Annotated in this window: 22 protein-coding genes and 1 rRNA gene; 7 read left to right on the forward strand and 16 right to left on the reverse strand. The window is 39.3% G+C overall.

The window, feature by feature from the left end:
- Positions 1-393, reverse strand: a 16S ribosomal RNA gene (locus H1X92_RS12385); the annotation flags it as partial.
- A 397-nt stretch (positions 394-790) separates the two neighbouring features.
- The gene (gmhB, locus tag H1X92_RS12390; protein ID WP_180560439.1) at positions 791-1,360 is read right to left on the reverse strand and encodes a D-glycero-beta-D-manno-heptose 1,7-bisphosphate 7-phosphatase; all 570 of its coding nucleotides are present in this window, start codon (positions 1,358-1,360) and stop codon (positions 791-793) included.
- 164 nt (positions 1,361-1,524) lie between these two features.
- On the opposite strand from gmhB, the gene metN reads away from it, so the two are divergent.
- The 6 genes from metN (at position 1,525) to proS (ending at position 7,148) form a co-directional block, all read left to right on the forward strand.
- On the forward strand, positions 1,525-2,556 hold the full coding sequence (gene metN / locus H1X92_RS12395; protein ID WP_180560440.1) for a methionine ABC transporter ATP-binding protein MetN: 1,032 nt from the start codon (positions 1,525-1,527) through the stop codon (positions 2,554-2,556).
- Positions 2,549-3,199: a methionine ABC transporter permease MetI gene (metI, locus tag H1X92_RS12400; RefSeq protein ID WP_180560441.1), complete on the forward strand. Its 651-nt coding sequence runs from the start codon at positions 2,549-2,551 to the stop codon at positions 3,197-3,199. Before metN ends, metI begins: the two co-directional genes overlap by 8 nt.
- A gap of 54 nt (positions 3,200-3,253) precedes the next feature.
- Positions 3,254-4,075: a MetQ/NlpA family lipoprotein gene (locus H1X92_RS12405; protein WP_180560442.1), complete on the forward strand. Its 822-nt coding sequence runs from the start codon at positions 3,254-3,256 to the stop codon at positions 4,073-4,075.
- A gap of 284 nt (positions 4,076-4,359) precedes the next feature.
- The gene (gene rcsF / locus H1X92_RS12410) at positions 4,360-4,620 is read left to right on the forward strand and encodes an Rcs stress response system protein RcsF (RefSeq protein WP_233458162.1); all 261 of its coding nucleotides are present in this window, start codon (positions 4,360-4,362) and stop codon (positions 4,618-4,620) included.
- Entirely contained in the window at positions 4,613-5,326 is a 714-nt protein-coding gene (tsaA, locus tag H1X92_RS12415) for a tRNA (N6-threonylcarbamoyladenosine(37)-N6)-methyltransferase TrmO (RefSeq protein ID WP_180560443.1), read from the forward strand. The genes rcsF and tsaA overlap by 8 nt, the downstream gene beginning before the upstream one ends.
- A gap of 106 nt (positions 5,327-5,432) precedes the next feature.
- A complete protein-coding gene (proS, locus tag H1X92_RS12420) occupies positions 5,433-7,148 on the forward strand; it encodes a proline--tRNA ligase (RefSeq protein ID WP_180560444.1) in 1,716 nt (571 codons plus the stop codon).
- Positions 7,149-7,209: 61 nt separating this feature from the next.
- Here the strand turns inward: proS and nlpE are convergent, their stop codons facing one another.
- Positions 7,210-7,875, reverse strand: a complete 666-nt coding sequence (gene nlpE, locus H1X92_RS12425; protein ID WP_304488596.1) for an envelope stress response activation lipoprotein NlpE — start codon at positions 7,873-7,875, stop codon at positions 7,210-7,212.
- A gap of 267 nt (positions 7,876-8,142) precedes the next feature.
- On the opposite strand from nlpE, the gene rof reads away from it, so the two are divergent.
- The gene (gene rof, locus H1X92_RS12430; protein ID WP_180560445.1) at positions 8,143-8,409 is read left to right on the forward strand and encodes a Rho-binding antiterminator; all 267 of its coding nucleotides are present in this window, start codon (positions 8,143-8,145) and stop codon (positions 8,407-8,409) included.
- 35 nt (positions 8,410-8,444) lie between these two features.
- Here the strand turns inward: rof and tilS are convergent, their stop codons facing one another.
- The 13 genes from tilS to uppS all read right to left on the reverse strand — a co-directional run bounded on the left by tilS (position 8,445) and on the right by uppS (position 24,752).
- A complete protein-coding gene (gene tilS / locus H1X92_RS12435; RefSeq protein ID WP_233458163.1) occupies positions 8,445-9,815 on the reverse strand; it encodes a tRNA lysidine(34) synthetase TilS in 1,371 nt (456 codons plus the stop codon).
- A 300-nt stretch (positions 9,816-10,115) separates the two neighbouring features.
- Positions 10,116-11,075 carry an acetyl-CoA carboxylase carboxyl transferase subunit alpha gene (accA, locus tag H1X92_RS12440; RefSeq protein ID WP_180560446.1) on the reverse strand — a complete coding sequence of 320 codons (960 nt, stop codon included), beginning with the start codon at positions 11,073-11,075 and terminating at the stop codon, positions 10,116-10,118.
- A gap of 11 nt (positions 11,076-11,086) precedes the next feature.
- Positions 11,087-14,569 carry a DNA polymerase III subunit alpha gene (gene dnaE, locus H1X92_RS12445; protein ID WP_180560447.1) on the reverse strand — a complete coding sequence of 1,161 codons (3,483 nt, stop codon included), beginning with the start codon at positions 14,567-14,569 and terminating at the stop codon, positions 11,087-11,089.
- A 4-nt stretch (positions 14,570-14,573) separates the two neighbouring features.
- On the reverse strand, positions 14,574-15,176 hold the full coding sequence (gene rnhB / locus H1X92_RS12450) for a ribonuclease HII (protein WP_180560448.1): 603 nt from the start codon (positions 15,174-15,176) through the stop codon (positions 14,574-14,576).
- A complete protein-coding gene (lpxB, locus tag H1X92_RS12455) occupies positions 15,173-16,321 on the reverse strand; it encodes a lipid-A-disaccharide synthase (protein WP_180560475.1) in 1,149 nt (382 codons plus the stop codon). The genes rnhB and lpxB overlap by 4 nt, the downstream gene beginning before the upstream one ends.
- Positions 16,322-16,370: 49 nt before the next feature.
- Complete coding sequence (gene lpxA / locus H1X92_RS12460) at positions 16,371-17,168, reverse strand: acyl-ACP--UDP-N-acetylglucosamine O-acyltransferase (RefSeq protein ID WP_180560449.1); 798 nt, start codon at positions 17,166-17,168, stop codon at positions 16,371-16,373.
- A 14-nt stretch (positions 17,169-17,182) separates the two neighbouring features.
- On the reverse strand, positions 17,183-17,635 hold the full coding sequence (gene fabZ, locus H1X92_RS12465; RefSeq protein ID WP_180560450.1) for a 3-hydroxyacyl-ACP dehydratase FabZ: 453 nt from the start codon (positions 17,633-17,635) through the stop codon (positions 17,183-17,185).
- A gap of 114 nt (positions 17,636-17,749) precedes the next feature.
- Entirely contained in the window at positions 17,750-18,778 is a 1,029-nt protein-coding gene (lpxD, locus tag H1X92_RS12470; RefSeq protein ID WP_180560451.1) for a UDP-3-O-(3-hydroxymyristoyl)glucosamine N-acyltransferase, read from the reverse strand.
- 3 nt (positions 18,779-18,781) lie between these two features.
- Positions 18,782-19,273: an OmpH family outer membrane protein gene (locus tag H1X92_RS12475; RefSeq protein WP_225507074.1), complete on the reverse strand. Its 492-nt coding sequence runs from the start codon at positions 19,271-19,273 to the stop codon at positions 18,782-18,784.
- A 55-nt stretch (positions 19,274-19,328) separates the two neighbouring features.
- Positions 19,329-21,731 carry an outer membrane protein assembly factor BamA gene (gene bamA / locus H1X92_RS12480; RefSeq protein WP_180560453.1) on the reverse strand — a complete coding sequence of 801 codons (2,403 nt, stop codon included), beginning with the start codon at positions 21,729-21,731 and terminating at the stop codon, positions 19,329-19,331.
- Between the two features lie 33 nt (positions 21,732-21,764).
- Positions 21,765-23,120: a sigma E protease regulator RseP gene (gene rseP, locus H1X92_RS12485; protein ID WP_180560476.1), complete on the reverse strand. Its 1,356-nt coding sequence runs from the start codon at positions 23,118-23,120 to the stop codon at positions 21,765-21,767.
- 12 nt (positions 23,121-23,132) lie between these two features.
- Complete coding sequence (gene cdsA, locus H1X92_RS12490; RefSeq protein WP_225507076.1) at positions 23,133-23,987, reverse strand: phosphatidate cytidylyltransferase; 855 nt, start codon at positions 23,985-23,987, stop codon at positions 23,133-23,135.
- 9 nt (positions 23,988-23,996) lie between these two features.
- A complete protein-coding gene (gene uppS, locus H1X92_RS12495; protein ID WP_180560454.1) occupies positions 23,997-24,752 on the reverse strand; it encodes a polyprenyl diphosphate synthase in 756 nt (251 codons plus the stop codon).
- Positions 24,753-24,838 lie beyond the last annotated feature (86 nt).

Consider the following 24,838-nt stretch of genomic DNA (forward strand, 5'->3'; position numbering starts at 1 on the left):
TGCATCAGGCTTGCGCCCATTGTGCAATATTCCCCACTGCTGCCTCCCGTAGGAGTCTGGGCCGTGTCTCAGTCCCAGTGTGGCTGATCATCCTCTCAGACCAGCTAGAGATCGTCGCCTAGGTGAGCCTTTACCCCACCTACTAGCTAATCTCATATGGGTTCATCCGAAGGTGTGAGGCCTAATGGTCCCCCACTTTGCTCCTTAGAGATTATGCGGTATTAGCCACCGTTTCCAGTGGTTATCCCCCGCCTTCGGCCAGATCCCCATACCTTACTCACCCGTCCGCCGCTCGCCGGCAAGAAAGCAAGCTTTCTCCCGCTGCCGCTCGACTTGCATGTGTTAGGCCTGCCGCCAGCGTTCAATCTGAGCCATGATCAAACTCTTCAATTAAAAGTTTGATGCTCAAAGAATGTTTTACTGGCCGTAACGCTTCTTTTTGCCACTTTGTCGACGTTTTAACGCCTTCGCTGTGGCCCAAAATCACGTTACTGCTTATTAGTTCATATATGAATTAACTGTTTTGTCACTCTTCAAGACTTAATCTTCAAATAGTTTTTGATGATGTCTTGCGAGTGCCCACACAGATTGTCTGATTAATTGTTAAAGAGCGTGCGACCCAGGTCGCGAGGTGGCGTATATTACGCTTTTCACCTTAATTCTCGTTATACTTTTATTCACTAGTTGATGAATAAGTTGCGATAACAGGATGGGCATTATAGATTTATTTTATCTTTACACAAGTACTTTTTTGAAAAAAATAATTTTGCTTTATTTATGAACAATACGCTCATTTTAATTGACGCTTTTTTATCTTATTCGGTAAATCTGCCAGACTATTTATAATCCAATCAGCATATTTTTTATCATCTTCCGTGACAGACTTTGCTGTAGTAACCAATACATTTGTTCCAATATGCGCCTCTTTACCGGCTTGCATATCAGAAAGTTTATCGCCCACCATATAAGAGGCTTTCATATCAATATTGAGGTGTTTTTGCGCTGCCAATAACATACCGGCCTTCGGCTTACGGCAATTACATATTTGTCTATATTTTTGTTCAATTGCATCCGGATGATGAGGACAATAATAAATGCCATCAAGCTCAACGCCACGATCAATAAGAGACCAATCCATCCATTCCGTCAATGCAAGAAATTGTGCTTCTGTGAACAATCCTCTGGCAATACCTGATTGATTGGTAACCAGAATCAATGCATAACCCATTTTTTTCAATTCAAGCATTGCCTCAATGGCACCTTCGATAAATTGAAAATTATCTATCTCACAAACATAACCATGATCGTGGTTAATGGTACCATCACGATCAAGGAAAATCGCCGGAATACTTTGACTCACCGTATTACTCCATTAAATTTAACTTCGTTGATTATATGAAAAGCGGTTAAATAAGAACAAGATCAATATTTACATTTTTGTTGACTTAGACGTCTAGACACCTTAACATCCAGACCAAATATGATCGAATTTTCTCACCAATTTCCATTATTTAGTAGATCACAATGATAAGACTTTCTAACATTAATAAAATTTTTCACCAAGGAACAAATGCAATTCATGCACTAACCAATATTAATTTGCATGTTCCTCAAGGCCAAATTTACGGGGTTATCGGTGCTTCCGGTGCCGGGAAAAGTACGCTAATTCGTTGTGTCAATATGCTTGAGCGCCCTACATCAGGAGAAGTATTCATTGATGGACAAGCGTTGGCCGATCTTTCTGAAAAAGAGTTAATCTTCACACGTCGTACTATCGGAATGATCTTCCAGCATTTCAATCTACTTTCGTCGCGAAATGTTTTTGATAATATTGCCTTGCCTTTGGAGCTAGATAACACACCAAGAGCCAAGATCCATCAACGCGTAACAGAGTTATTAAAACTAGTCGGTTTAGCAAATAAAAAAGATGCCTATCCAGCTAGTCTATCTGGTGGACAAAAGCAACGTGTTGCTATAGCTCGCGCTTTAGCCAATTCTCCTAAAGTACTATTATGCGATGAAGCAACAAGCGCATTAGATCCGGCAACAACCCGTTCTATTCTTGAGTTATTGAAAGATATTAATCGACGTTTAGGTTTAACCATCTTACTTATTACTCACGAGATGGACGTTGTAAAACGTATATGCGATCAAGTCGCGATCATCAGTGAAGGGCGCTTAATAGAACAAGATAGCGTGAGTGAAGTATTTTCTCATCCAAAGACACCGATTGCGCAAAATTTTATTAAATCAACCCTGGTATTAGATATTCCTGAAGATTATCAAAGGCGTTTACAGATGACGCCGGCATCCGATTTATCGCCATTATTGAAAATGGAATTTACCGGCAAGTCGGTCGATGCGCCATTGATTTCAATGGTAGCTAGAAAATTTAATATCGACATTAATATATTAAGTTCACAAATTGATTACGCCGGTGGGGTTAAATTTGGTTTTATGCTGGCTGAACTTCATGGTCTTGATGAAGATATTGAAAAATCAATTACCTTTTTAGAAGAGCACCATGTAAAAGTGGAGATCTTAGGTTATGTCTGAAAAAATGATTATCCTGCTACTAAATGGTACCCTTGATACACTTATTATGACTTTTGTGTCAGGATTTTTGGGGTTTTTATTAGGACTTCCGATTGGAATATTACTTTATGTAACACGCCCCGGCCAAGTTATGGAAAACCAGACACTATACCGAACAGTATCTGCATTAGTTAATGTGTTTCGTTCCGTTCCATTTATTATTTTACTGGTTTGGATTATTCCATTAACTAAATTCATCGTCGGCACATCTATCGGTATTCAGGCTGCTATCGTTCCACTGACTATCGGCGCAGCACCTTTCATTGCCCGTATGGTGGAAAATACGCTGTTAGAGATCCCCAATGGCTTAATTGAAGCGGCTCGTTCAATGGGCGCAACGCCGCTACAAATCATTGCTAAAATCTTGTTACCTGAATCTTTACCCGGTTTAGTCAACGCAGCGACCATTACGTTAATTATGTTAGTCGGTTACTCTGCGATGGGCGGGGCGGTGGGTTCTGGCGGATTAGGTCAGATTGCGATGCAATACGGCTATTATACCTATAACCCAACTGTGATGAATACGGTACTTGCTTTACTGATTATTTTAGTTTTCGCTATTCAATTTGTTGGCAATCATCTAATGAAAAAAACACGTAAATAGAATCACTGCTTAAAAAGGTTAAACTGAGTCTTAGTGGGTCTTAAAGAGGTAATTATGTCTATCAAAATAAAAACTAGCGCCGCTGTTGCAGGACTATTAAGTATATTATTTTTTAGTGGCTGTGGTGAAAAAACAGAAAAACCTAATCACATCAGAGTGGGGGTCATTATGGGCAAAGAGTTAGCAGTGGCTGAAGTCGCACAAAAAGTTGCCAAAGAAAAATATCAGCTTGATGTAGATTTAGTTGCCTTTAATGATTTTGTCCTGCCAAATGAATCTCTAGACAAAGGCGATATTGATGTTAATGCATTTCAACATAAACCTTATTTAGAGCAACAAATTAAAGATCGCAATTATAAATTAGTCGCTGTTGGCAAAACATTTATTTATCCTATTGCAGCTTACTCTAAAAAAATTAAGTCTGTTAAACAACTAGCTGATGGTGCCCAAATCGCTATTCCCAATGATCCAACCAATTTGGGACGTTCACTATTGCTGTTACAAAAACAAGGGCTAATCAAAGTAAGCGAAAGTGCCGGTTTACAACCTACTGTATTGGATATCACTGAAAATCCTAAAAAGTTGAATTTTATTGAATTGGAAGCGCCACAATTGCCTCGTAGTCTAGATGATCCCAAGATTGTACTTGCGATTATTAATACAACGTGGGCTAGTAGCGCCGAACCTAAATTAACGCCAGCAAAAGATGGATTGTTCGTTGAAGACAAAAATTCACCTTATGTAAATCTCATCGTCAGTCGTGTAGATAATCAAGATAATGAAAATGTGAAAAAATTTATTAAAGCCTATCAATCCGCCGAAGTTGCTGAGGCAGCAAATAAAATTTTTGACGGTGGTGCTATTCCTGGTTGGTAATCGCTTTATCAAAAAGAGTAACATTTTAATAAAATAAGCGGATATAATCCGCTTATTTTATTATTAAATTCATTCAGCCAATTATTTCTATTATGATGGCTAAAACTGGTTATTAGTTCTATTTGTTTTCTTTAAAAAGGAATGGATATGCGCCTATTACTCTGTTGTCTTACACTCTGTATCTCAGGCTGTAATTTGCTTTCTGCAACTGAATATAATAAACAAGATAACTCGCTAAAAAACAAAAAAATGTTATCAAAAAAATCTCACCGCGAAAGGGATCTATGGTAAAAATTATTGATAAAACAGAAGTGTTATTAGGTAAGCCATTTAAAGATTTGGATATTGTTTCCGGTATTTCATGCCAACCTAATCGACAAGCTCCCAGTGTAAGTATTCCAATCGCAAAAAAAAACATGTTGAAAAAGGCCTCTTCTTTAGGTGCCAATGCCGTATTATTGCATCGTTGTGAAATAATTAGTACACCAGATTGTTATCAAACTGCTATCTGTGAAGGCTCTGCGCTGAATATTATCAATGAATAATTTTCAATTTAAGGTAATTGGGGTGATAGAATCACCTTATAAAGAAAAATTTGCTATCCCGAGACAACCGGGCTTAATTGATGACGGACGGGGTTATCTGCGTCTATTGCCGCCTTATAATCATCCTGATGCGGTTCGCGGATTAGAACAATTTAGCCATATTTGGGTTATTTTCATTTTTCATCAAACCATACAACAAAGTTGGCGCCCATTGGTAAGACCTCCCCGTTTAGGTGGTAATACTAAAATGGGGGTTTTTGCCACTCGTTCTCCATTTCGTCCTAATCCAATAGGTATGTCATTAATTGAATTGAAAAACTTAACTATCCGTGATAACGAAGTAGGTCTGACTCTAGGTAGTATTGATTTAGTTGATGGAACCCCTGTTGTTGATATAAAACCCTATATTCCTTTTGCCGAATCTTTACCAAAAGCGGTTGCTGGATTTGCCCAAGCTGCGCCGGTCAGTGAAATGTCTGTTGTTTTTGCTGCTATTGCCCAAAAACAGCTAATTGAACAACAAACTCGCTACCCTTTCCTTGAGCGTTTTATTCGTCAAGTTTTAGCCCAAGATCCGCGTCCGGCATATAAAAAAAATGTTGCTGATGAAAAAATTTACGCTGTCCATCTGCTTGATTTTAACGTTAGATGGCAGATTTCAACCAATATGGTTGTCGTTCTCTCCTTAGATAGGCTAAAAAATTAAGTTATCGCTTTTGACAATAGCAAGTCGCTGGTAGACTAGGAATAATTTTGTTTTAATGGTTGGTTAATGCCAACTGGAAGTAATTCGTCGTTGATGGAAGCTAATAATGCGTACAAGCCAATATCTTCTCTCTACTTTAAAAGAGACTCCCGCCGACGCTGAAGTTATCAGTCATAAGCTGATGCTTCGCGCAGGTATGATCCGTAAACTTGCTTCAGGGCTATATGACTGGCTACCAACCGGTGTTCGTGTGCTGCGCAAAGTTGAGAACATAATTCGTGAAGAAATGAACCGCGTTGGAGCAATTGAAATTTCCATGCCAATAATTCAGCCAGCAGATCTATGGCAAGAAAGTGGGCGTTGGGAGCAATATGGGCCAGAATTACTTCGTTTTGTTGATCGTGGCGAGCGACCTTTTGTGTTGGGCCCAACTCATGAAGAGGTGATTACTGATCTTATTCGTAACGAAGTAACTTCTTACAAGCAGCTTCCGTTGAACCTTTATCAAATCCAAACAAAATTTCGTGACGAAGTAAGACCACGTTTTGGCGTTATGCGTTCCCGTGAATTTATTATGAAAGACGCTTATTCTTTTCATACCAACCAAAACTCTCTGCAACAAACTTACGATGCTATGTATGCGGCATATAGTGCAATCTTTACGCGTATTGGCTTCAATTTTAGGGCAGTTCAAGCAGATACTGGTTCTATTGGGGGTAATGCATCACATGAATTTCAAGTATTAGCAGATAGTGGTGAAGATAATATTGTTTTTTCTACCGCTTCAGATTACGCCGCTAATATTGAGCTAGCCGAAGCCATTTGTGTTACGAAAGAACGAGCTGCACCCGTTGAAAATATGCGTCTTGTCGATACACCTAACGCCAAAAGCATTGCCGAGCTTGTTGAGCAACATAATTTACCTATTGAGAAAACAGTTAAAACTTTAATTGTTAGTGCCGCAAAAGAGAGTGGCCATCAGCTGATTGCCTTATTGATCCGGGGTGATCATGAATTAAATGCGATAAAAGCAGAGAAACATCCTCTGGTCGCAAGTCCATTGAAATTCGCAACAGAAGAAGAAATACGCGCCACTCTGAAAGCTGGCCCAGGTTCATTAGGCCCTGTTAACTTGCCAATACCGGCGATTGTCGACCGCAGCGTTGCCGTGATGAGTGATTTTAGTGCTGGCGCCAATATCGATCATAAACACTATTTTGGTATCAATTGGCAACGTGATCTCCCTTTGCCCGACGTTTATGATCTACGTAATGTCGTAGAAGGTGATCCAAGTCCAGACGGTAAGGGTACACTACAAATTAAACGTGGAATAGAAGTTGGTCACATTTTTCAACTTGGAACTAAATATTCTGAAGCAATGAAAGCCAGTGTGCAAAATGAAGATGGCCATAATCAATCGGTAACGATGGGATGTTATGGTATTGGTGTCACGCGGATTGTCGCAGCGGCAATTGAACAAAGCCACGATGATAAAGGAATTATTTGGCCTGATGCGATCGCGCCTTTTCAGGTTGCTATTTTACCGATGAATATGCATAAATCCTATCGAGTTAAAGAGGTTGCTGAAAAACTTTACCGTGATTTGCAAGCCAATGGGATTGATGTCCTTTTTGATGATCGCAAAGAGCGGCCTGGTGTGATGTTTGCTGATATGGAGCTGATTGGCATACCTCATACGATTGTGATCGGTGATCGTAATTTAGATAACAACGAGGTTGAATATAAACAGCGGCGAAATAATGAGAAAGAATATATTAACCTTGCTGGGATAGTTGATTTTCTGCAAGCAAAACTTAGCTAATCAGCCACGCTGAGGCAAAATGCCCAGTTATTTTTGGCTGGGCATTACATATAACTGATAATTAGTGAGATGGACAAGCTCGTAATTTATCAAATTTAATCGTGCCTGTCTGGATCAATGTTGTATCAAACAATCCATCTTCCATTGAAGGGCGGATGGTATAATAGCCCTCAACTTCAACATAAACCGGTTTACCTGCTTCAACACCAGTTGCACGATATTGGTTTTCTAAATCGATACCATTGACAGTATAAGTACGTCCTGTTTTACACTCCTTAAATAGAGCCGCGTCGGCGATATAGCGATATTCTCCGCTCTTTTTGTCAGGTGTTACTTGCTCTAATGTATAATTTAAATTGCTTTCTATTTTATTTCCATCCTGATCGAGATATTCTATTGTTTTACCATCAGTGCTAGGTTGAAAATAGGTTTTTTGCTCTTCAGTATCAATCAAAAATAATTTAGTGTCTTTTTTTGTCCAGTTTCCGCTAGAAAAAAAAGTATTTTTTTGGTCTTCCTTACCTAAATAAGTTAATTGTTCAATAAATGTACCATTCGGATTAAAAAGAACTGTTGTTTCAATACCTGAACAATCTGCGCAAGGGAGTACGCCAGTATAAACTTTATCCACTGGCTGGCTTGGAGATTGTGGTAATTTATGCTGACAGCCAGCAAAGCTCACCGCACCAATTGTAAGCAATATTATTAATACTTTTTGATTCATCATTCGCTCCAAAATCCATCAACAAAATAGATATATTACAATAACAATCGTTTATTTTGGCCAAATCATTTTACCTGGTTAAACAATATTTAAAACTTTTTATTTGATTTCATTGAGTAGCATAAATATTAGCCAAAATCATACTGACCTTTTCTTTCTTCGTTACAAAAAAAGTCAGGGACAATTATGCGCTTTAAGCAGTAGATGCTTATAATTACAAATATTCGAAGGCGGCAAATAACCGCCACTTAACAATAGTGGTGAGGGATTATGTCTAAAGATACTGAATACAAACCCATAAACTGTGATGACTATGATTATTTAGAACTCGCTTGTCAACATAGTCTTCAATTAACCATAAAACTGAATAATGGGGAGATTATTGCAGGCAAAGCAATTGATCTACAGTTAAAGAAACAGGTTGAATATCTGATTGTTGATGTGGCTAATGAGAAAAAGCAACTGCGATTAGATCATATTGTTAGTTTTAGTCATCCTGAAATTGGAAATATCGTTATTGATCATTCTGGATCATAAAAGAAACCATGATTAAACCAGCGCAATGATAGCCCTTACTTGTAAAGTAAGGGTTTTTTATCTGTTAGCCATTTTACCTTCAATTCAGACTGCCCTTGAATACATCGCCCTGATTCGGTAATAAATACACCAACAGCCGCAATAAGTTCATCATTATAATAAATCAAAGGTGTTCTTTCTCTTAACCACGGAGCAACACCTAATTCTTGCCAAAGCTTTTTACTTCGTCTAGCGTGTTGGCGACCAATAATTTTAATATTACCTTTTAATCCAAATCGAATAGTCACTTTCTCATGGGAAAATGGTGCGCGAATACCCTCCCCCGTATCTGCGATCATTAGCGTCCCTAAGTTATCGGGCAATTTAATCGCGGTAGGTAGTTGCCAGGCTAAACAAATTTTGGTCAGATCGTTAAATTGTGGTAACAACCAAAGCTGTTGTTTAAAACGTCGAATAACATTGTTGTTAGCTAACGTAAATTGCGGTTCGGCATCTGGCCGAGCACAGATCACGTCTTGCCAAATCTGTTTTAATTGAACCCGTGAAGGCATCAAAATTCGATGTAAACTTAACCAACGGCGTAATATTGCGTTGCGTTTTATTTCAGAATAACTTGCTAACGCATCAAGCTGCAAGGCTCCCTCCGCCGTTACTAGCTGAGATAAGTAATCTTGTAGTAACTCATTTAGTAAGGCTTCTTGTTCAGCACATAAACTAGCACTTCTGGCGACTGCTTGCGAAAAATGCGGCCAGCGGCGATTAAAATGCGGCATTATTGTTAAACGTAAAAAGTTACGATCATAGCGCTGATTTTGGTTACTATCGTCCTCTATCCAGCTAAGCGCTTTTTTTTGCGCATAAACAACCAATTGCTGACGGCTAAATGATAATAGGGGTCTGATTAAATAGCTATCAGCAAACGGAATAGAAATTGGCATGGCAGATAAACCTGATGGCCCACTCCCTCGTTTTAATGCTAATAAAAAAGTTTCTGCCTGATCATCTAAATGTTGAGCAGTTACAATAATTTCTTCTGGTAATAATATTTCACGAAACGCTTGATATCGCGCATCGCGCGCCGCTGCTTCTATCCCTTTTTTAGTCGGATCGATATAAACCTGTTGTGAATAAAACGCTACCTGCAAGTCACAACAAACTTTCTGGCAATGGATAGCCCATTCATCAGCTTTATCATTGAGTCCATGATGAATATAAACTGCGCGGATGTTAAGGTTTGGCAATGTGGTTTGACGTAATGTCACTAAAGCATGTAATAAAACTGTTGAATCCAATCCACCACTAAAGCCTACCAATATTCGGCATGTAGAGCCGATAGTTTTTATAATTTGCTTTAGTAATGCAGCCTCATCAACATTCATAATTATTTTTACTACCTCTTCCGGCATTAATTATTTGCTCTATTTTCCACTCATTATACTAATAGTATTAATATAATGTATTGTATTAAATAAAATTTACTTAGAAAACAAAATGAGGAATAAATTTTCTAACGATGATTTCTGATAACAATCAACAATCAACAATCAACAATCAACAATCAACAATCAACAATCAACAATCAACAATCAACAATCAACAATCAACAATTAACAATCAACAATCAACAATCAATCATTTTAAATCAATAAAAAAATGGAAATAACCATTAATAGTTATTTCCATTTTATTAGTTAGCTACCGCAATATCAGCAATAACCACATTCCATTAAACGTTGATAACGACGGTTTCTCAACTCTTCGGGACTAAATACATCAATATCACTTAAATCAGTTAAAATACGCTGCTTAAGATTATGCGCAATTTGCTCATAATTACGATGTGCGCCACCCAGCGGTTCTTCAACAATGTTATCAATCAAATTAAGTGATTTTAGACGCGAAGCGGTGATCCCCATCGCTTCAGCGGCTAATGGTGCTTTATCGGCGCTTTTCCAAAGAATAGAAGCACAACCCTCAGGTGAAATAACAGAATAAGTGCTGTACTGTAACATATTCACTTTATCCCCCACGCCTATAGCTAATGCGCCACCAGAGCCTCCCTCACCAATTACGGTACAGATAATAGGTACAGAGAGCCGCGACATTTCGCGTAAATTACGAGCAATCGCTTCAGACTGACCGCGTTCCTCCGCCCCAACACCAGGATATGCGCCCGGTGTATCAATAAAGGTAATAATGGGTAATTTAAAACGCTCAGCAATTTCCATTAATCGTAAAGCTTTACGGTATCCTTCTGGGGCTGGCATACCAAAATTACGCCGAATTTTTTCTTTGGTTTCACGGCCTTTCTGATGGCCAATAACCATGACCGGACGCCCATCTAATCGAGCCAATCCACCAACAATAGCTTTATCATCAGCATAAGCACGATCACCCGCTAGCTCCTGGAAATGAGTGAATATACGCTGAGTATAATCCAGGGTATAAGGTCGCATCGGATGACGAGCAAGTTGTGCTATTTGCCAAGCACCTAGGTCAGAAAAAATTTTGCGTGTTAACTCTAAACTCTTTTCGCGAAGTCTAGCGACCTCTTCATCTAGGTCAATATCTAGCTTGGTATCCTGACGATTTACTGCCGTTAACGAGTCTATTTTTGCTTCCAACTCCGCAATCGGCTGTTCAAAATCCAGAAAATTAAGGCTCATAATATTCCTATTTAGTCAAATTCTAATTCTACCTGCTGATTACCTAGCAGAGTTCGCAGCTCAGTTAGAAGATTATCTGTCGGAGTAACCCGCCAAGTGACGCCTAATTTTAATTTAGCGCGCGCGTCTTTCTTCTGATAATAAAGATGAACCGGTATTGTTCCTGAACGATAAGGTTCCAACGTGCTACGAAGACGGTTTAATAATTGGTCATCAATTTGTTTATCTGTCAATGAAATAGCAATGCTCCGGGCATATTTTTCACGAGCTTCACTAAGATCCATCAACTCACGAACAGACATTTTATTACCACCATTGAAATCATCAAAGCTGACCTGACCTGTGGCAATTAATATTTTATCTTTCTCTAGTAAATGCTGATACTTTTCTAATGCATCAGAAAATAACATGATATCCAAGTGCCCAGAGCGATCATCTAAAGTACATATGCCTATTCTATTGCCACGTTTAGTTGTTACCACTTTAGCTGTCAGCGCTAAGCCAACCACCGTTAACATTTGCCCCCGCGGCGTTGGATTAACATCCTTTAATCTCAATCCACTAGTATAACGTTCAATCTCAGACAAATAAGCGGTAATAGGATGGCCAGTTAAATAAAGACCTAAAGTTTCCCGTTCACCTTCTAATATTAGATGTTCAGGCCATTTAGCTACACTGGCATAAGATTGTTCAACCTGCTCGGGCGCTTCAGCTAATACACCAAACATATCAGTTTGCCCAATAGCTTCTGCTTTCGCATGTTGATCTGCCGCTTTTAAGGCATCTTCTAATGAAGACATTAAGGCGGCACGGTGCGGGCCTAAATGATCAAAAGCACCGGACATGATCAATTTTTCCATCACTCGACGATTTAACTTTTTAGTATCGACCCGCGCACAAAGATCAAAAATTTCTTTAAAATAACCGCCTTTTTGTCGAGATTCAATGATGGCTTCTATTGGGCCTTCACCAACACCTTTAATTGCACCAATACCATAAACAATTTCACCTCTGTCATTGACATGAAAATGGTATAATCCACTGTTGATATCGGGTGGCAGTACTTTCAAGCCCATACGCCAACACTCATCAACTAAACCAACCACTTTCTCGGTATTATCCATATCCGCTGTCATCACTGCGGCCATAAATTCAGCCGGATAATGGGTTTTTAACCACAGGGTCTGGTAAGAAACTAACGCATAAGCAGCAGAATGTGATTTATTAAATCCGTAACCGGCAAATTTTTCCACCAGATCAAAGATTTTCATGCCTAACTCACCGTCTATACCATTTTTAACCGCTCCCGCTTCAAAAATTGAGCGCTGTTGTGCCATTTCTTCAGGCTTTTTCTTACCCATTGCCCGCCGGAGCATATCTGCTCCACCTAGCGTATAGCCAGCAAGCACCTGCGCAATCTGCATAACTTGTTCTTGATAAAGAATGATACCGTAGGTAGGTTCTAAAACCGGTTGTAATGATTCATGCTGCCATTCAACATCAGGATAGGAGATAGCTTCCCGTCCATGCTTACGATCAATAAAATTATCTACCATCCCTGACTGTAATGGGCCGGGACGAAAAAGTGCTACTAAAGCTATCATATCTTCAAAGCAATCAGGACGTAATCGCTTGATCAAGTCTTTCATACCCCGAGATTCAAGTTGGAATACTGCTGTCGTCTCCGCCCGTTGGAGCAGGTCAAAACATTTTTGATCAGTGAGTGGGATCGTCGTGATATCAATGGGCGCTAAATTTTGTTTTGCTCGACGTTGATTAATCATATCTAACGCCCAGCTAATGATTGTCAAAGTCCTAAGACCCAAAAAATCAAATTTTACTAGACCGGCGTATTCAACATCATTTTTATCAAATTGAGTAAGCGGATTTTGCCCTTCAGGATCACAATAAAGTGGTGCAAAATCAGTTATTTTGGTTGGTGCAATCACCACCCCACCAGCATGCTTGCCTGCATTGCGCGTCACACCTTCCAGTTTACGCGCCATATCTATCAATGCCCTAACTTCTTCATCAGCATCATAAATTTCTTGCAGTTGTGGCTCGACAACAAATGCCTTTTCAAGGGTCATACCAGGATCAGGTGGAACTAATTTTGAGATACGATCAACAAATCCATACGGATGACCCAGAACCCGACCAACATCACGAATTACTGCTTTTGCTGCCATGGTACCAAAAGTAATAATTTGTGAGACAGCTTCACGACCATACATTTGCGCAACATGTTCAATGACCTGATCGCGTTTCTCCATACAAAAATCAACATCAAAGTCAGGCATGGATACACGTTCAGGATTAAGAAAGCGTTCAAATAGCAGATCAAATTCAAGCGGATCCAAGTCGGTAATTTTTAATGCATAAGCCACTAAAGAACCCGCACCTGAACCACGCCCCGGGCCAACCGGGATAGCGTTATCTTTTGACCATTGAATGAATTCCATTACGATCAGAAAATAACCGGGAAATCCCATCTGGTTAATCACGCGTAACTCGCTATCTAAACGTTCATCATATTCTACCCGTCGCTCCGCTCTCTCTTTTTCATCGGGATAAAGGAATTGCAAACGTTCTTCCAGCCCGGCTTTAGCACATTTGATAAGGAAATCTTCCGTTGCCATATCGCCAGTGGGAAATTGCGGCAAAAAATATTCCCCTAAACGCAACATGACATTACAGCGCTTAGCAATTTCGACACTATTTTCAAGTGCTTCAGGAATTTCGGCAAATAATTCAACCATTTCCTGTTCACTGCGTAGATATTGCTGAGGACTATAATTTTTAGGTCTTTTTGGATCAGCGAGTGTAAAACCATCATGAATCGCTACCCGGATTTCATGTGCGGCAAAATCATCACTATTAATAAAGCGGACATTATTGGTGGCAACGATTGGCACACCTTTTTCAGCCGCCAATTGAACTGCCGCATGTAAATAGCTTTCTTCATCAGGCCGTCCTGTCCTGACAAGTTCCAGATAATAGTTATCAGGGAAATGAGTTTGATAAAAATCCAAGCATTGCTCAACCAGTTGCTGATTGCCGCGTAACAGAAATTTACCCACATCCCCCAGGCAACCACCAGAGAGTAATAATAACCCTTCTTTATGGGTTACCAGCCATTCTCGCTTGATTGTTGGGCCAATCGCACCATAACCTTTTTGATAGGCGGCTGAAATAAGTAATGTCAGATTATGGTAACCTTTATTATCTTTAGCCAGGATGGTTAAATGAGCAACTTCATCACCGAGTAATTCACTTTCCAGATAAAAATCTGCACCAATAATCGGCTTAATACCCGCGGCATGAGCAGCGCCATAGAATTTTATTAAACCATAAAAATTAGTAAAATCAGTTATTGCCAGTGCCGGCATGCCTAATTCTGCCACTCGATTAACGAGTGGGTTAATTTTTGCTAATCCATCCATAATGGAATAGTCACTATGTACGCGCAAATGTATAAAACGTGGTTCGGCCATTTTCTTAGCTATACTCTTTGAAATTCAGTACTCGGCGAACAGGAGCAAAACTTTTACGATGGAACTGTGTTGCACCATGCAGAGCCAGTTTTTCTAAATGAAATGCCGTTGGGTAACCTTTATGTTGAGCAAAACCATACTCTGGATAAAGAATATCTAACTCTCGCATTTCCCTATCTCGGGTCACTTTTGCTAATATTGACGCGGCACTGATTTCCTGCACTAAACTATCACCTTTTATAATTGCCTGAGAAGGTACAGGAAAACCTGGGCTCTTATTGCCATCTACCAAAACAATATCTGGTATAGTGGTAAGTCCCGCCGCTGCCCTGCGCATGGCTAAAAAAGTAGCCTGTAATATATTGATTTTATCTATTTCTTCAGGCTCTGCACGCCCAATACTCCAACATAATGCCTTGTCTTTAATCTCAATATAGAGTGCATTACGCCGCTTTTCCGTTAATTTTTTTGAATCCGCCAATCCTATTATTGGCTGTTTGGGATCTAAAATCACGGCCGCTGTCACCACCGCCCCGACTAAAGGCCCTCGACCAACCTCATCAACACCAGCAATAAACTTAGCTTTAGGGTAAACAAAATTATTCATTTTTTACTTAGCTCCAAGACGGCTTCTGCCGCTTGTTGATCAGCATGGCAACGGATACTTTTATGTAGCTGCAGGAAAGTCTGCTTTAGCTGCTCAATCTTTTTTTCGTCATTTAGTAGAGATTTAAGTGAGGCGGCTAATTGTTCAGGTTGACAATCCTGCTGAATAAATTCTTTAACTAACTCTTCGCCCGCTAATAAATTAGGCAATGAAATAAAAGGAATTTTAACCAGCCGTTTAGCTATCCAATAAGTCACTGGCTTCATTCGATATCCTACTACCATTGGACATTTTACTAACATACATTCTAATGAAGCGGTCCCCGAAGCTAATAAAGTGACATCAGCTGCCATCATCGCTAGCCGTGCTTGGCCATCTAAAATGTTTAGTGGTAAGGTTGGTGAAACCTCTCGATAAATCGCTTCAAATTGCTGCCGACGTTGTTGATTAACTAAAGGAACTAAGATTTGCAATTGAGGAAAGTCTTTTATCAAAATTTGGGCAGCTTGCAAAAAATCCGCACTTAACATTTCAACTTCAGTCCGCCGACTACCCGGTAAGATAGCCAAACATTTAGCATCATGGGTTATATTGAGTTGTGCTCTGGCTGCCTGTTTATCAGGCTGTAACGGTATGATATCAGCCATGGTATGGCCGATAAAACGACAGGAAATGTTGTAGCGATCATAAAACCTTTTTTCAAAGGGTAACAAAGCCAGCACCAGATCTGTCGCCTCCCCTATCTTGAAAACACGATCTTGTCTCCATGCCCAAACAGAAGGACTAACATAATGAATGGTTTTTATCCCTGTTTGCTTTAATTTCCTCTCAAGCGTAATATTAAAGTCAGGCGCATCTATACCAACAAATACATCAGGCTGTAATTTAGCAAAACGTCTAGTTAGGTCAACTCGAATTTGTAACAAACGCGGTAGTCTTCCCAAAACTTCAACAATCCCCATAACAGCAAGTTCTTCCATTTCATACCAGGCTTCACAGCCCTCTGCTTGCATTAATGGGCCAGCAATGCCGACAAAACGCGCATTAGGGACTTGCTGTTTAAGCGCACGAATAAGACCCGCACCAAGTATGTCGCCTGATGTTTCACCCGCAACGAGACCAATAGTCAAAGGCCGTTGTTGCATTGCAACTTGATGACTATTCGCCAAAGATTTCTCCTATTTAGGCTGCTTGTTAACGAATAATACCGCGGTTAGATTGAGCTGAATTTTCTAAAAAATCACTCAGTATTTTTACCTGTTGATTTTCTTTGCCTAGTGCGACCAACTCTTGTCTGGCCTCATCTAGCGTTTTACCACACCGGTAAAGGATCTTATACGCGTTCCTAATCGCATGTAGTGATTCTTTATCAAAACCACGACGTTTTAAACCTTCAATATTCACACCATAAGGAGTTGCATGATTACCTTGCGCAATGACATAAGGCGGAACATCTTGAGCAACACCGGAACAGCCACCAACCATAACATGAGCACCAATTTGACAAAATTGATGCACCGCACTCATGCCACCAATAATGGCATAATCATCCAGTTTAACATGTCCACCAAGTGTGCCGTTATTAGCGATTATACAATAATTGCCCAACAAACAATCATGGGCGATATGAGTATTGACCATTAATAGATTATCATTACCTATTTTGGTTAAACCGCCGCCTTGTAGGGTACCACGGTGAATAGTGCAACTTTCCCTAATGCGATTGCGATCACCAATCTCAACGCGCGTTGGCTCTCCTTGGTATTTTAGATCCTGATTAATTTCACCTATAGTGACAAACTGAAATATTTGGTTATTACAACCAATTTTGGTATTGCCATCGATAACCACATGAGATTTCAAGGTGGTATCTGTCCCAATTTCAACCTGAGAACCAATATAGCAAAACGGGCCTATACGGACATTCGCACCGATAATCGCGCCCTCTTCAATAATAGAAGAGGGATGAATAATCGCTGTTTTATTAATCATTTCAGCCCTCATTTTTACGCTTCTTGACTGCGAGCACACATCATTGTCGCTTCACATACAACTTTATCACCCACTTTTGCTATACCTTCAAAACGTGTCAAACCACGCTTCGTTTTAACAAACGTTACCTCAAAAATCATCTGGTCGCCAGGTTGTACCGGATGTTTAAATCTTGCTTCATCAATGCCTGCGAAATAATAAAGTTCACCAGGTTCCAATTTCCCAACACTCTTGAAGGCTAAAATACCTGCAGCCTGAGCCATGGCCTCAAGAATTAATACACCCGGGAATATTGGTTTACCAGGAAAATGACCTTGAAAGAAAGGTTCATTAAAAGAGACATTTTTTACTGCACGTAAAAATGTACCTTCTTTAAAATCCAATACACGATCAACTAACAAAAAAGGATAACGGTGGGGCAACAACCCTAAAATTTCTTCTATATCCAGAGTATGTTTATCACTCATAGAAAAGACTCTTCTTATTTAAATTTAAAAAATTATATATGAATAATGCGGCCTGCTTAAACCTTAAATAAGGTTACTTCGCAGGCCGCAATTAACAAATCTACACAAAGGTATTTAGTTATTTTTACCAAATGCCTTACGTTCTAGTTTCTTCAGGCGCTTAGCCATTGCATTAATATTCAAGACTAAAGCAGCTGTTTTTCGCCAAACCTTATTTGGTTGTAATGGAATGCCTGAAGAGTATATTCCCGGCTCACTAATTGGACGCATTACCATTCCCATTCCGGTTATGGTAACTTTATCACAAATTTCCATATGTCCATTAATCACGCTAGCTCCACCAATCATACAATATTGGCCTATTTTCAGACTACCGGCCATAGTAACCGCACCAGCAATAGCAGTATGATCACCGATAATCACATTGTGAGCAATCTGACATTGGTTATCAATGATGACCCCATTACCAATAATTGTATTTTCCAGTGCGCCGCGATCAATGGAGGTACAAGCACCAATTTCAACATTATTACCAATGATTACTGTACCTAATTGCGGTATTTTTACCCATTGGCCTTTTTCATTTGCATAGCCAAAACCATCCGAACCAATGACTGTTCCTGATTGGATCAGACACTGTTCACCGATCTCGACATTATGATAAATAGAAACATTTGCCCATAAACGCGTAGACCGACCGATCTTGACATTTTTACCAATAAAGCAACCTGCACCGATAATAACCTGATTACCTAATGTCACTCCAGACTCGATAACGGCATTAGCTCCAATGGCAACATCTTCGCCAAGCTGAACATCTTGCGCAATAACCGCTGAAGGATGGATATTTTGTGCAGGTTTAGGCGTGGTATCCAAAATTTGAGCTAATCGCGCATAGGCAAGATAAGGATCCTTGACCACTAATGCTGCTATATTACTATCTGGTAGATCCTTCTGCTTTAATACTACAGCAGCAGCTTTACATTTTGCTAATTGCGGTAGGTAACGGCTATCCGATAAAAAAGTAATTTGCCCTTCCTTCGCTAAATGCATAGGCGCAATACCGGTGATGATAATATTACCATCACCTTGTAGCTGCGCGTCCAATTTTTGGGCTAAATCAGCTAATCGAATAGAAACCATCTATTATTTAACCTTCTTTATAACCAGATCGGTAATATTTTTCAGGCTGGAACGATTTTCAGGATAGAGAACCGCATTCTCATCAACCACAACGTCGTAACGCTCTTTCTCAGCAACAGCTTTGGTTGCCGCCTTTATAGTTTGCAATATTTTATTGCGCTCTTCTTGCTGACGACGTTGGTTATCTTGTTCAAATTGCTGTGCTTTTTTAAGAAAATCTGTCCGCTTAGCTTCAAACGCTTGCAGATCTTTCTCATTAGGCTTAGCCGCATTTTTTTGCAATTTTTCCGCCCGAGCCTGCAAATCTTTTTCCATATTTTGCAACTCGTTTGCTCGTCCTTTAAACTCTTTTTCAAGTTGCTTGGATACCGCTTTCTTGGTCGCTATGTCCTGAAAAATTTCACCAACACTAATAACGGCAATTTTCTCGGCATAAGCACTGGCAGATACGGATAAAATCAAACCTAATCCTGCTGCACACAACAATTTTTTCACACTAAACTCCTTATCTCTTATGAACTGACCACAAGCGAATTGATGAATTGACGTTTTACCACGTCCTACCGATGTTAAATTGAAACTCTTCAGATTTGTCACCTTCATAATCTTTTATTGGCTTGGCATAAGAAAAGACCAGTGGGCCAAGTGGTGACATCCATTGTAATGCAATCCCTGTCGAAACTCGAATATTGGATGCCTTACCATAGTCAGGCATGCCTGCTCTCCAGCTTGCTTGGGTATTACTCCAATTCGAATCCCAAACAGTACCCGCATCAATAAAGAAAGAGGTTCTAATTGAATTAGCATACTTTTCATCAATAAATGGGGTTGGCGTAATTAACTCTAATGACGCTGTTGCCATTGCATTACCACCAACAGCATCCGTTGATGGACTACCCGATTTTGGACTTATTACACCATTTTTATCTTCAAGATAAATCGCTTTAGGTCCGATATTATTGGAACGGAAACCACGTACCGTTCCGGCACCACCAGCATAAAAGTTTTCATAAAACGGTAATTCTTTACCGCCAAAACCATTACCATAACCCAGTTGTGCTCGACCTAATACCACCCATTTTTTATCTTCATCAATGGGATAATATTGCGACGTATCAAACCGGATCTTATAGTACTGATTATTAGAACCTGGAATAGTGATTTTACTATTTAAAGAGGTTTTATTCCCTGATGTCGGGAAGAAACCACGATCCAAGTTATTATAAGTCCAGCCTAAATTAAGGGTAAAATCATTAGCATTATAGCGCGCTTTATCATCAAAATTGAGATTTTCACCCATACTTTGTAAATAACGCCACATGCCAACTTGAGCTTTCATATCAGATAAAGAGTTATGAACAAAACCTGCTCCAATTCGAAACGCATTATTTTCATTAAAAGGAAAACTCAAGGTACTATCAACACCATATGTTTTATTATTATAGCGTGAAAGATCGGCATCCTTAGCACTAAAATCATTATAGAATAATCGCCCACCTAAACTGACACCATTCACCGTAAAATAAGGATCAGTTAATGATAATTCTGCATAAGTCGAATAATCATTCTTACTCGCACTAATACCAACGGCATTACCTGTACCAAGCCAGTTTTCCTGTTGAACTCCGACCTGGAAACTGATACCACTTTCAGTACCAAAACCAATACCAAAGTTCATCGAACCGGTATTACGTTCTTTAACTTTATAGACAACATCCACTTGATCTGGTGTGCCAGGTACACGTTGCGTTTCAACATCAACGGTTTCAAAAAAACCGGTCCGATTTAATCGTTCTTTACCCAGGTTAACCAAATCATTGCCTAACCAAGCGCCCTCCATTTGACGCATTTCACGACGTAAAACAGAATCTTTACTAACATCATTGCCGACAAAACGGATTTGGCGAACATAGAAACGACTACCCGCATCAACATTCACATGCAGTTTAACCGTTTTATCTTCATCGTTGATTTCAGGTTGGGTAATAACACGGGGATAGGCATAACCATAACGGCCAAGGAGATCCTTAATTTTGTTCTCCATGTTAGTGACTTCAGTACCATTATAAAGCGAAGCAGGTTTGATGGTGATTAATTGATTGATTTCATCATAATGACCAGCGGTTTCGCCATTCAATTCAACGCCTGATATGGTATATCTGTCGCCTTCTGTCACATTGATGGTGACATAAATACCTTTCTTATCTGGTGTGAGACTGACATTGGTTGAGTCGATATTAAATTTGGCATAACCTCGGTCAAGATAAAAACTACGTAGTGTTTCTAAATCGCCAGCCAGCTTTTGTTTTTGATATTTTTGATCAGCAATAAAATTCCACTTAGGCACATCATCACGTAATTGAAAACGATTTACCAACTCAGCCGTAGTAAATGCTTTATTACCGACAATATTAATCTGTTGGATCTTAGCTGAAACGCCTTCAGAAAAAATTAATTTTAAGTCGGCACGATTACGCGGTAGCGGTGTGACGACAGCTTTAACCGTCGCATTATACTTACCAACACTGTAATAAAAATCTTCAAGACCTTTTTCGATATTCGCCAGCTTTGTGCGATCAAGCGCTTCACCAACGCGAATATTTGAAGCCTCAAGATTTTGCTTTAATAATTCGTCTTTAACAGATTTATTACCAGAGAATGTGATGCTTGCAATGGTTGGCCGCTCTTTTACTTGAACTATTAGCGTATTTCCATCACGCAAAACTCTAACATCTTCGAAATTACCCGTTGAAAATAGCGCTCGAATAGTACGACCTATATCGTCATTATTAATCGTATCTCCTACCCGAACCGGCATATTCAATAGTGCTGCACCAACGGCTACGCGCTGAAGACCTTCAAAATGAATATCTTGTACTACAAACCCGTCTGAACCGTATGCAGTGGCGCTGCCAAATAGCAGCGATGCTATGAGCAACTTTTTCATCGCCATTGTTGTTATGAGTATTCCTAACTAGTCTCTCTCTTAAAGACGAGAGAAATCATTGAAAAGTGCAAGCCCCATTAATAATATCAATGCAATAGCACCAATACGATAGCTGAAGTCTTGTACACGCTCAGACACTGGCTCTCCTTTAATCTTTTCGATTAGCAAGAAAAGTAAGTGCCCACCATCTAATACAGGCAAAGGAAACAGGTTAATGATCCCTAAATTGACACTAATTAATGCAATAAACATCAGATAATACACTAACCCAGAGCCAGCGGAAATGCCGGCTCCTTTTGCAATAGAAACAGGCCCACTAAGATTATTGAGTTTAATATCACCAGTAACTAATTTACCTATCATGCTTACTGTCAATTTCATCAACTGCCAAGTTTTATCCGTTGCCTGATACAGCGCATAAAACGGACCATATTGCTGAGTCATTTTATACTCATCCGCAAGTGGTATTACTGATAATTCAAGCCCAGCAAATCCAATTTGCTGCCCTTTAGCTATCGTTTTTACTTCCGGTGTCAACGTTAATTGCTGTTGCTCACCTTGTCTTTCGACAGTCAATAACAATGGAGTGTTAGGACTTTGTCGAACAAAATAGGTGAATGGATGCCAAATATCTATTATTTGCTCACCCACTTTTACAATCCTGTCTCCAATTTGTAAACCTGATAATGCCGCCGCTGAACCAGGTTGAATATTACGCACAACGGGATCTTGCCGGGCACTAACTGGCATAATTCCCAAAGATAAAACTGGATCTTGAGTTTCTAGATCAAAATGCCATTCCCTCAAATCAATCACTTTGTTTATCGGCGTTGAATTTCCAATAGGTAAAACCTTCACACTTAATTCTTCATCACCAATTTTACTAATTAAGGCGAGACGAACTGCGTTCCAGTCAGGGGTTTCGATACCGTCTATTGATTTTAGTTCCATACCTGGCAAAATATTAGCTTGCTCAGCAATTGAGTTTGATTGAATATCTTCAATAACAGGGCGTACGGAAGGTATACCAATAATGAATACTAACCAATAAGCAAATATTGCCAATAAAAAATTGGCTATAGGTCCAGCACTAACCACTGCAGCACGCTGACCTACTGTTTTATTATTGAAAGCAAAGTGACGACGCTCTGGCGCTACAGGAGCAACTCGCTCATCTAGCATTTTAACATAACCACCTAAGGGGATTAGAGCGATAACAAATTCTGTTCCATGACGATCTACTTTACTCCATAAGGCTTTGCCAAAACCAATGGAGAAACGCTCCACATAAATACCACAGCGCCTAGCTACCCAGAAATGGCCAAATTCATGTACGATAATTAGCACACCTAATGCAATAATAAATGCAGCTAAACTCCAAAGAAATCCCATGATATACCTTAACAACTAAAAAAATAACAATGTCAATCCTGCAAAAACAGGTATAGCCGCTGTCAAACTATCAATTCGATCTAATATGCCACCATGTCCTGGAATTAAATGGCTACTATCTTTAATGCCAGACTGTCGTTTAAACATACTTTCCGTTAAATCACCAAACACAGAGATAATCACAACAATAACAGAACAAAAAAGTAAATTCTTGGATATCAGCAAAGCGGGCATGGATAAACTAAATAGCCAGGCAATAATACCTGCTGTCAGCATACCACCGAGCATACCTTCCAAAGTTTTACCAGGAGAAACCTTGGCTGCTAGTTTATGTTTACCAAATAAATGACCAAAAAAATAAGCGCCTGTATCTGCACTCCAAACTAATAGCATGACATAAAGCACCCACCAAGCACCGGTAAAATTGTCAATATGATAATCGACACTTTTTAACACCAACATGCCACAGTAAAAAGGTAAAATAGTTAAAACACCAAACAAAATTTTTAATATTGCTGACTGAGACCAGAATTGAGCAGAGGTAGGAAAAGTGACAACCAATATTATCGCAACTAACCACCAAACTAATCCAGCCAACAATATATAAATAATCAAAGGCTCTGTTGTTAATTGACTGAGATCTTGAAATGATAATTGTAAACTCAATAAACAAATACCAAATAAAACAGCACATATAATTCGTTTAATCTTAGCTGTCCAGCCAATAAATTGGCTCCATTCCCAAGCAGCTAACGAGCAAATAACAATGATAACATAACCAAATAAATTAAGCGGTAAGAAAAAAAGTGCAGCAATAACTAATGGAACAAGTATGATAGCTGTAATGATACGAGAATTTAAGTTTAACAAAAGAGTCCCCTATTCTTCATTGATATCATCAGGCTCAGTGTTACCAAAACGTCGTTTACGTTGATTAAAAGCCACAATTGCACTTTTGAAAGCTTCCTCATCAAAATCCGGCCAGAGCACATCGGTAAAATAAAATTCAGCATAAGCAATCTGCCATAAAAGAAAATTACTGATGCGATATTCTCTCCCAGTTCTAATCACTAAATCAACGGTTGGTTGATCATGTAGACTAATAAATTCATTTACTTTATTTTCGTTAATATTTTCTGGCAATAATAAACCGGCTTTAACTTTTTTAGCAATAAGTCGCATTGCATTGGTAATATCCCAACGACCACCATAGTTAGCAGCAATATTGAGCTTTAGTCCAGTATTATTTGCGGTTAATGCAACCGCGTTTTTAATACGATTTTGTAATTTAGGTTTAAATCGACTGATATCGCCAATAATAGTTAATTTAACATTATGAATATTTAAGTTTTTAACTTCATCATCCAGGAACCAAGTAAAGAGTTCCATCAGAGCACTAACTTCAGTCTCTGGTCGATTCCAATTTTCACTACTAAATGCATAGAGCGTTAAAGACTGAATCTCATTTTCAATCGCAAATTTTACCGCTTTTTGCACCGCTTCTGTCCCTGCTCGATGCCCTTTAATTCTTAACTTTCCATGTAGTTTCGCCCAACGTCCATTACCATCCATAATAATAGCAACATGCCTCGGAATTCGTTGCTGTGAGCTATTATTATCATACATAAGTTTCATGCCAAAAAAGTTCCTTTACTATAAGCTAACATTGCTGTTGTGCTTAATTATTTTGGATAATAAGAATAAAATTACTTAAGATAAGG

This window comes from Arsenophonus endosymbiont of Apis mellifera, assembly GCF_903968575.1.
Classification (GTDB): Bacteria; Pseudomonadota; Gammaproteobacteria; order Enterobacterales; family Enterobacteriaceae; genus Arsenophonus; species Arsenophonus apicola.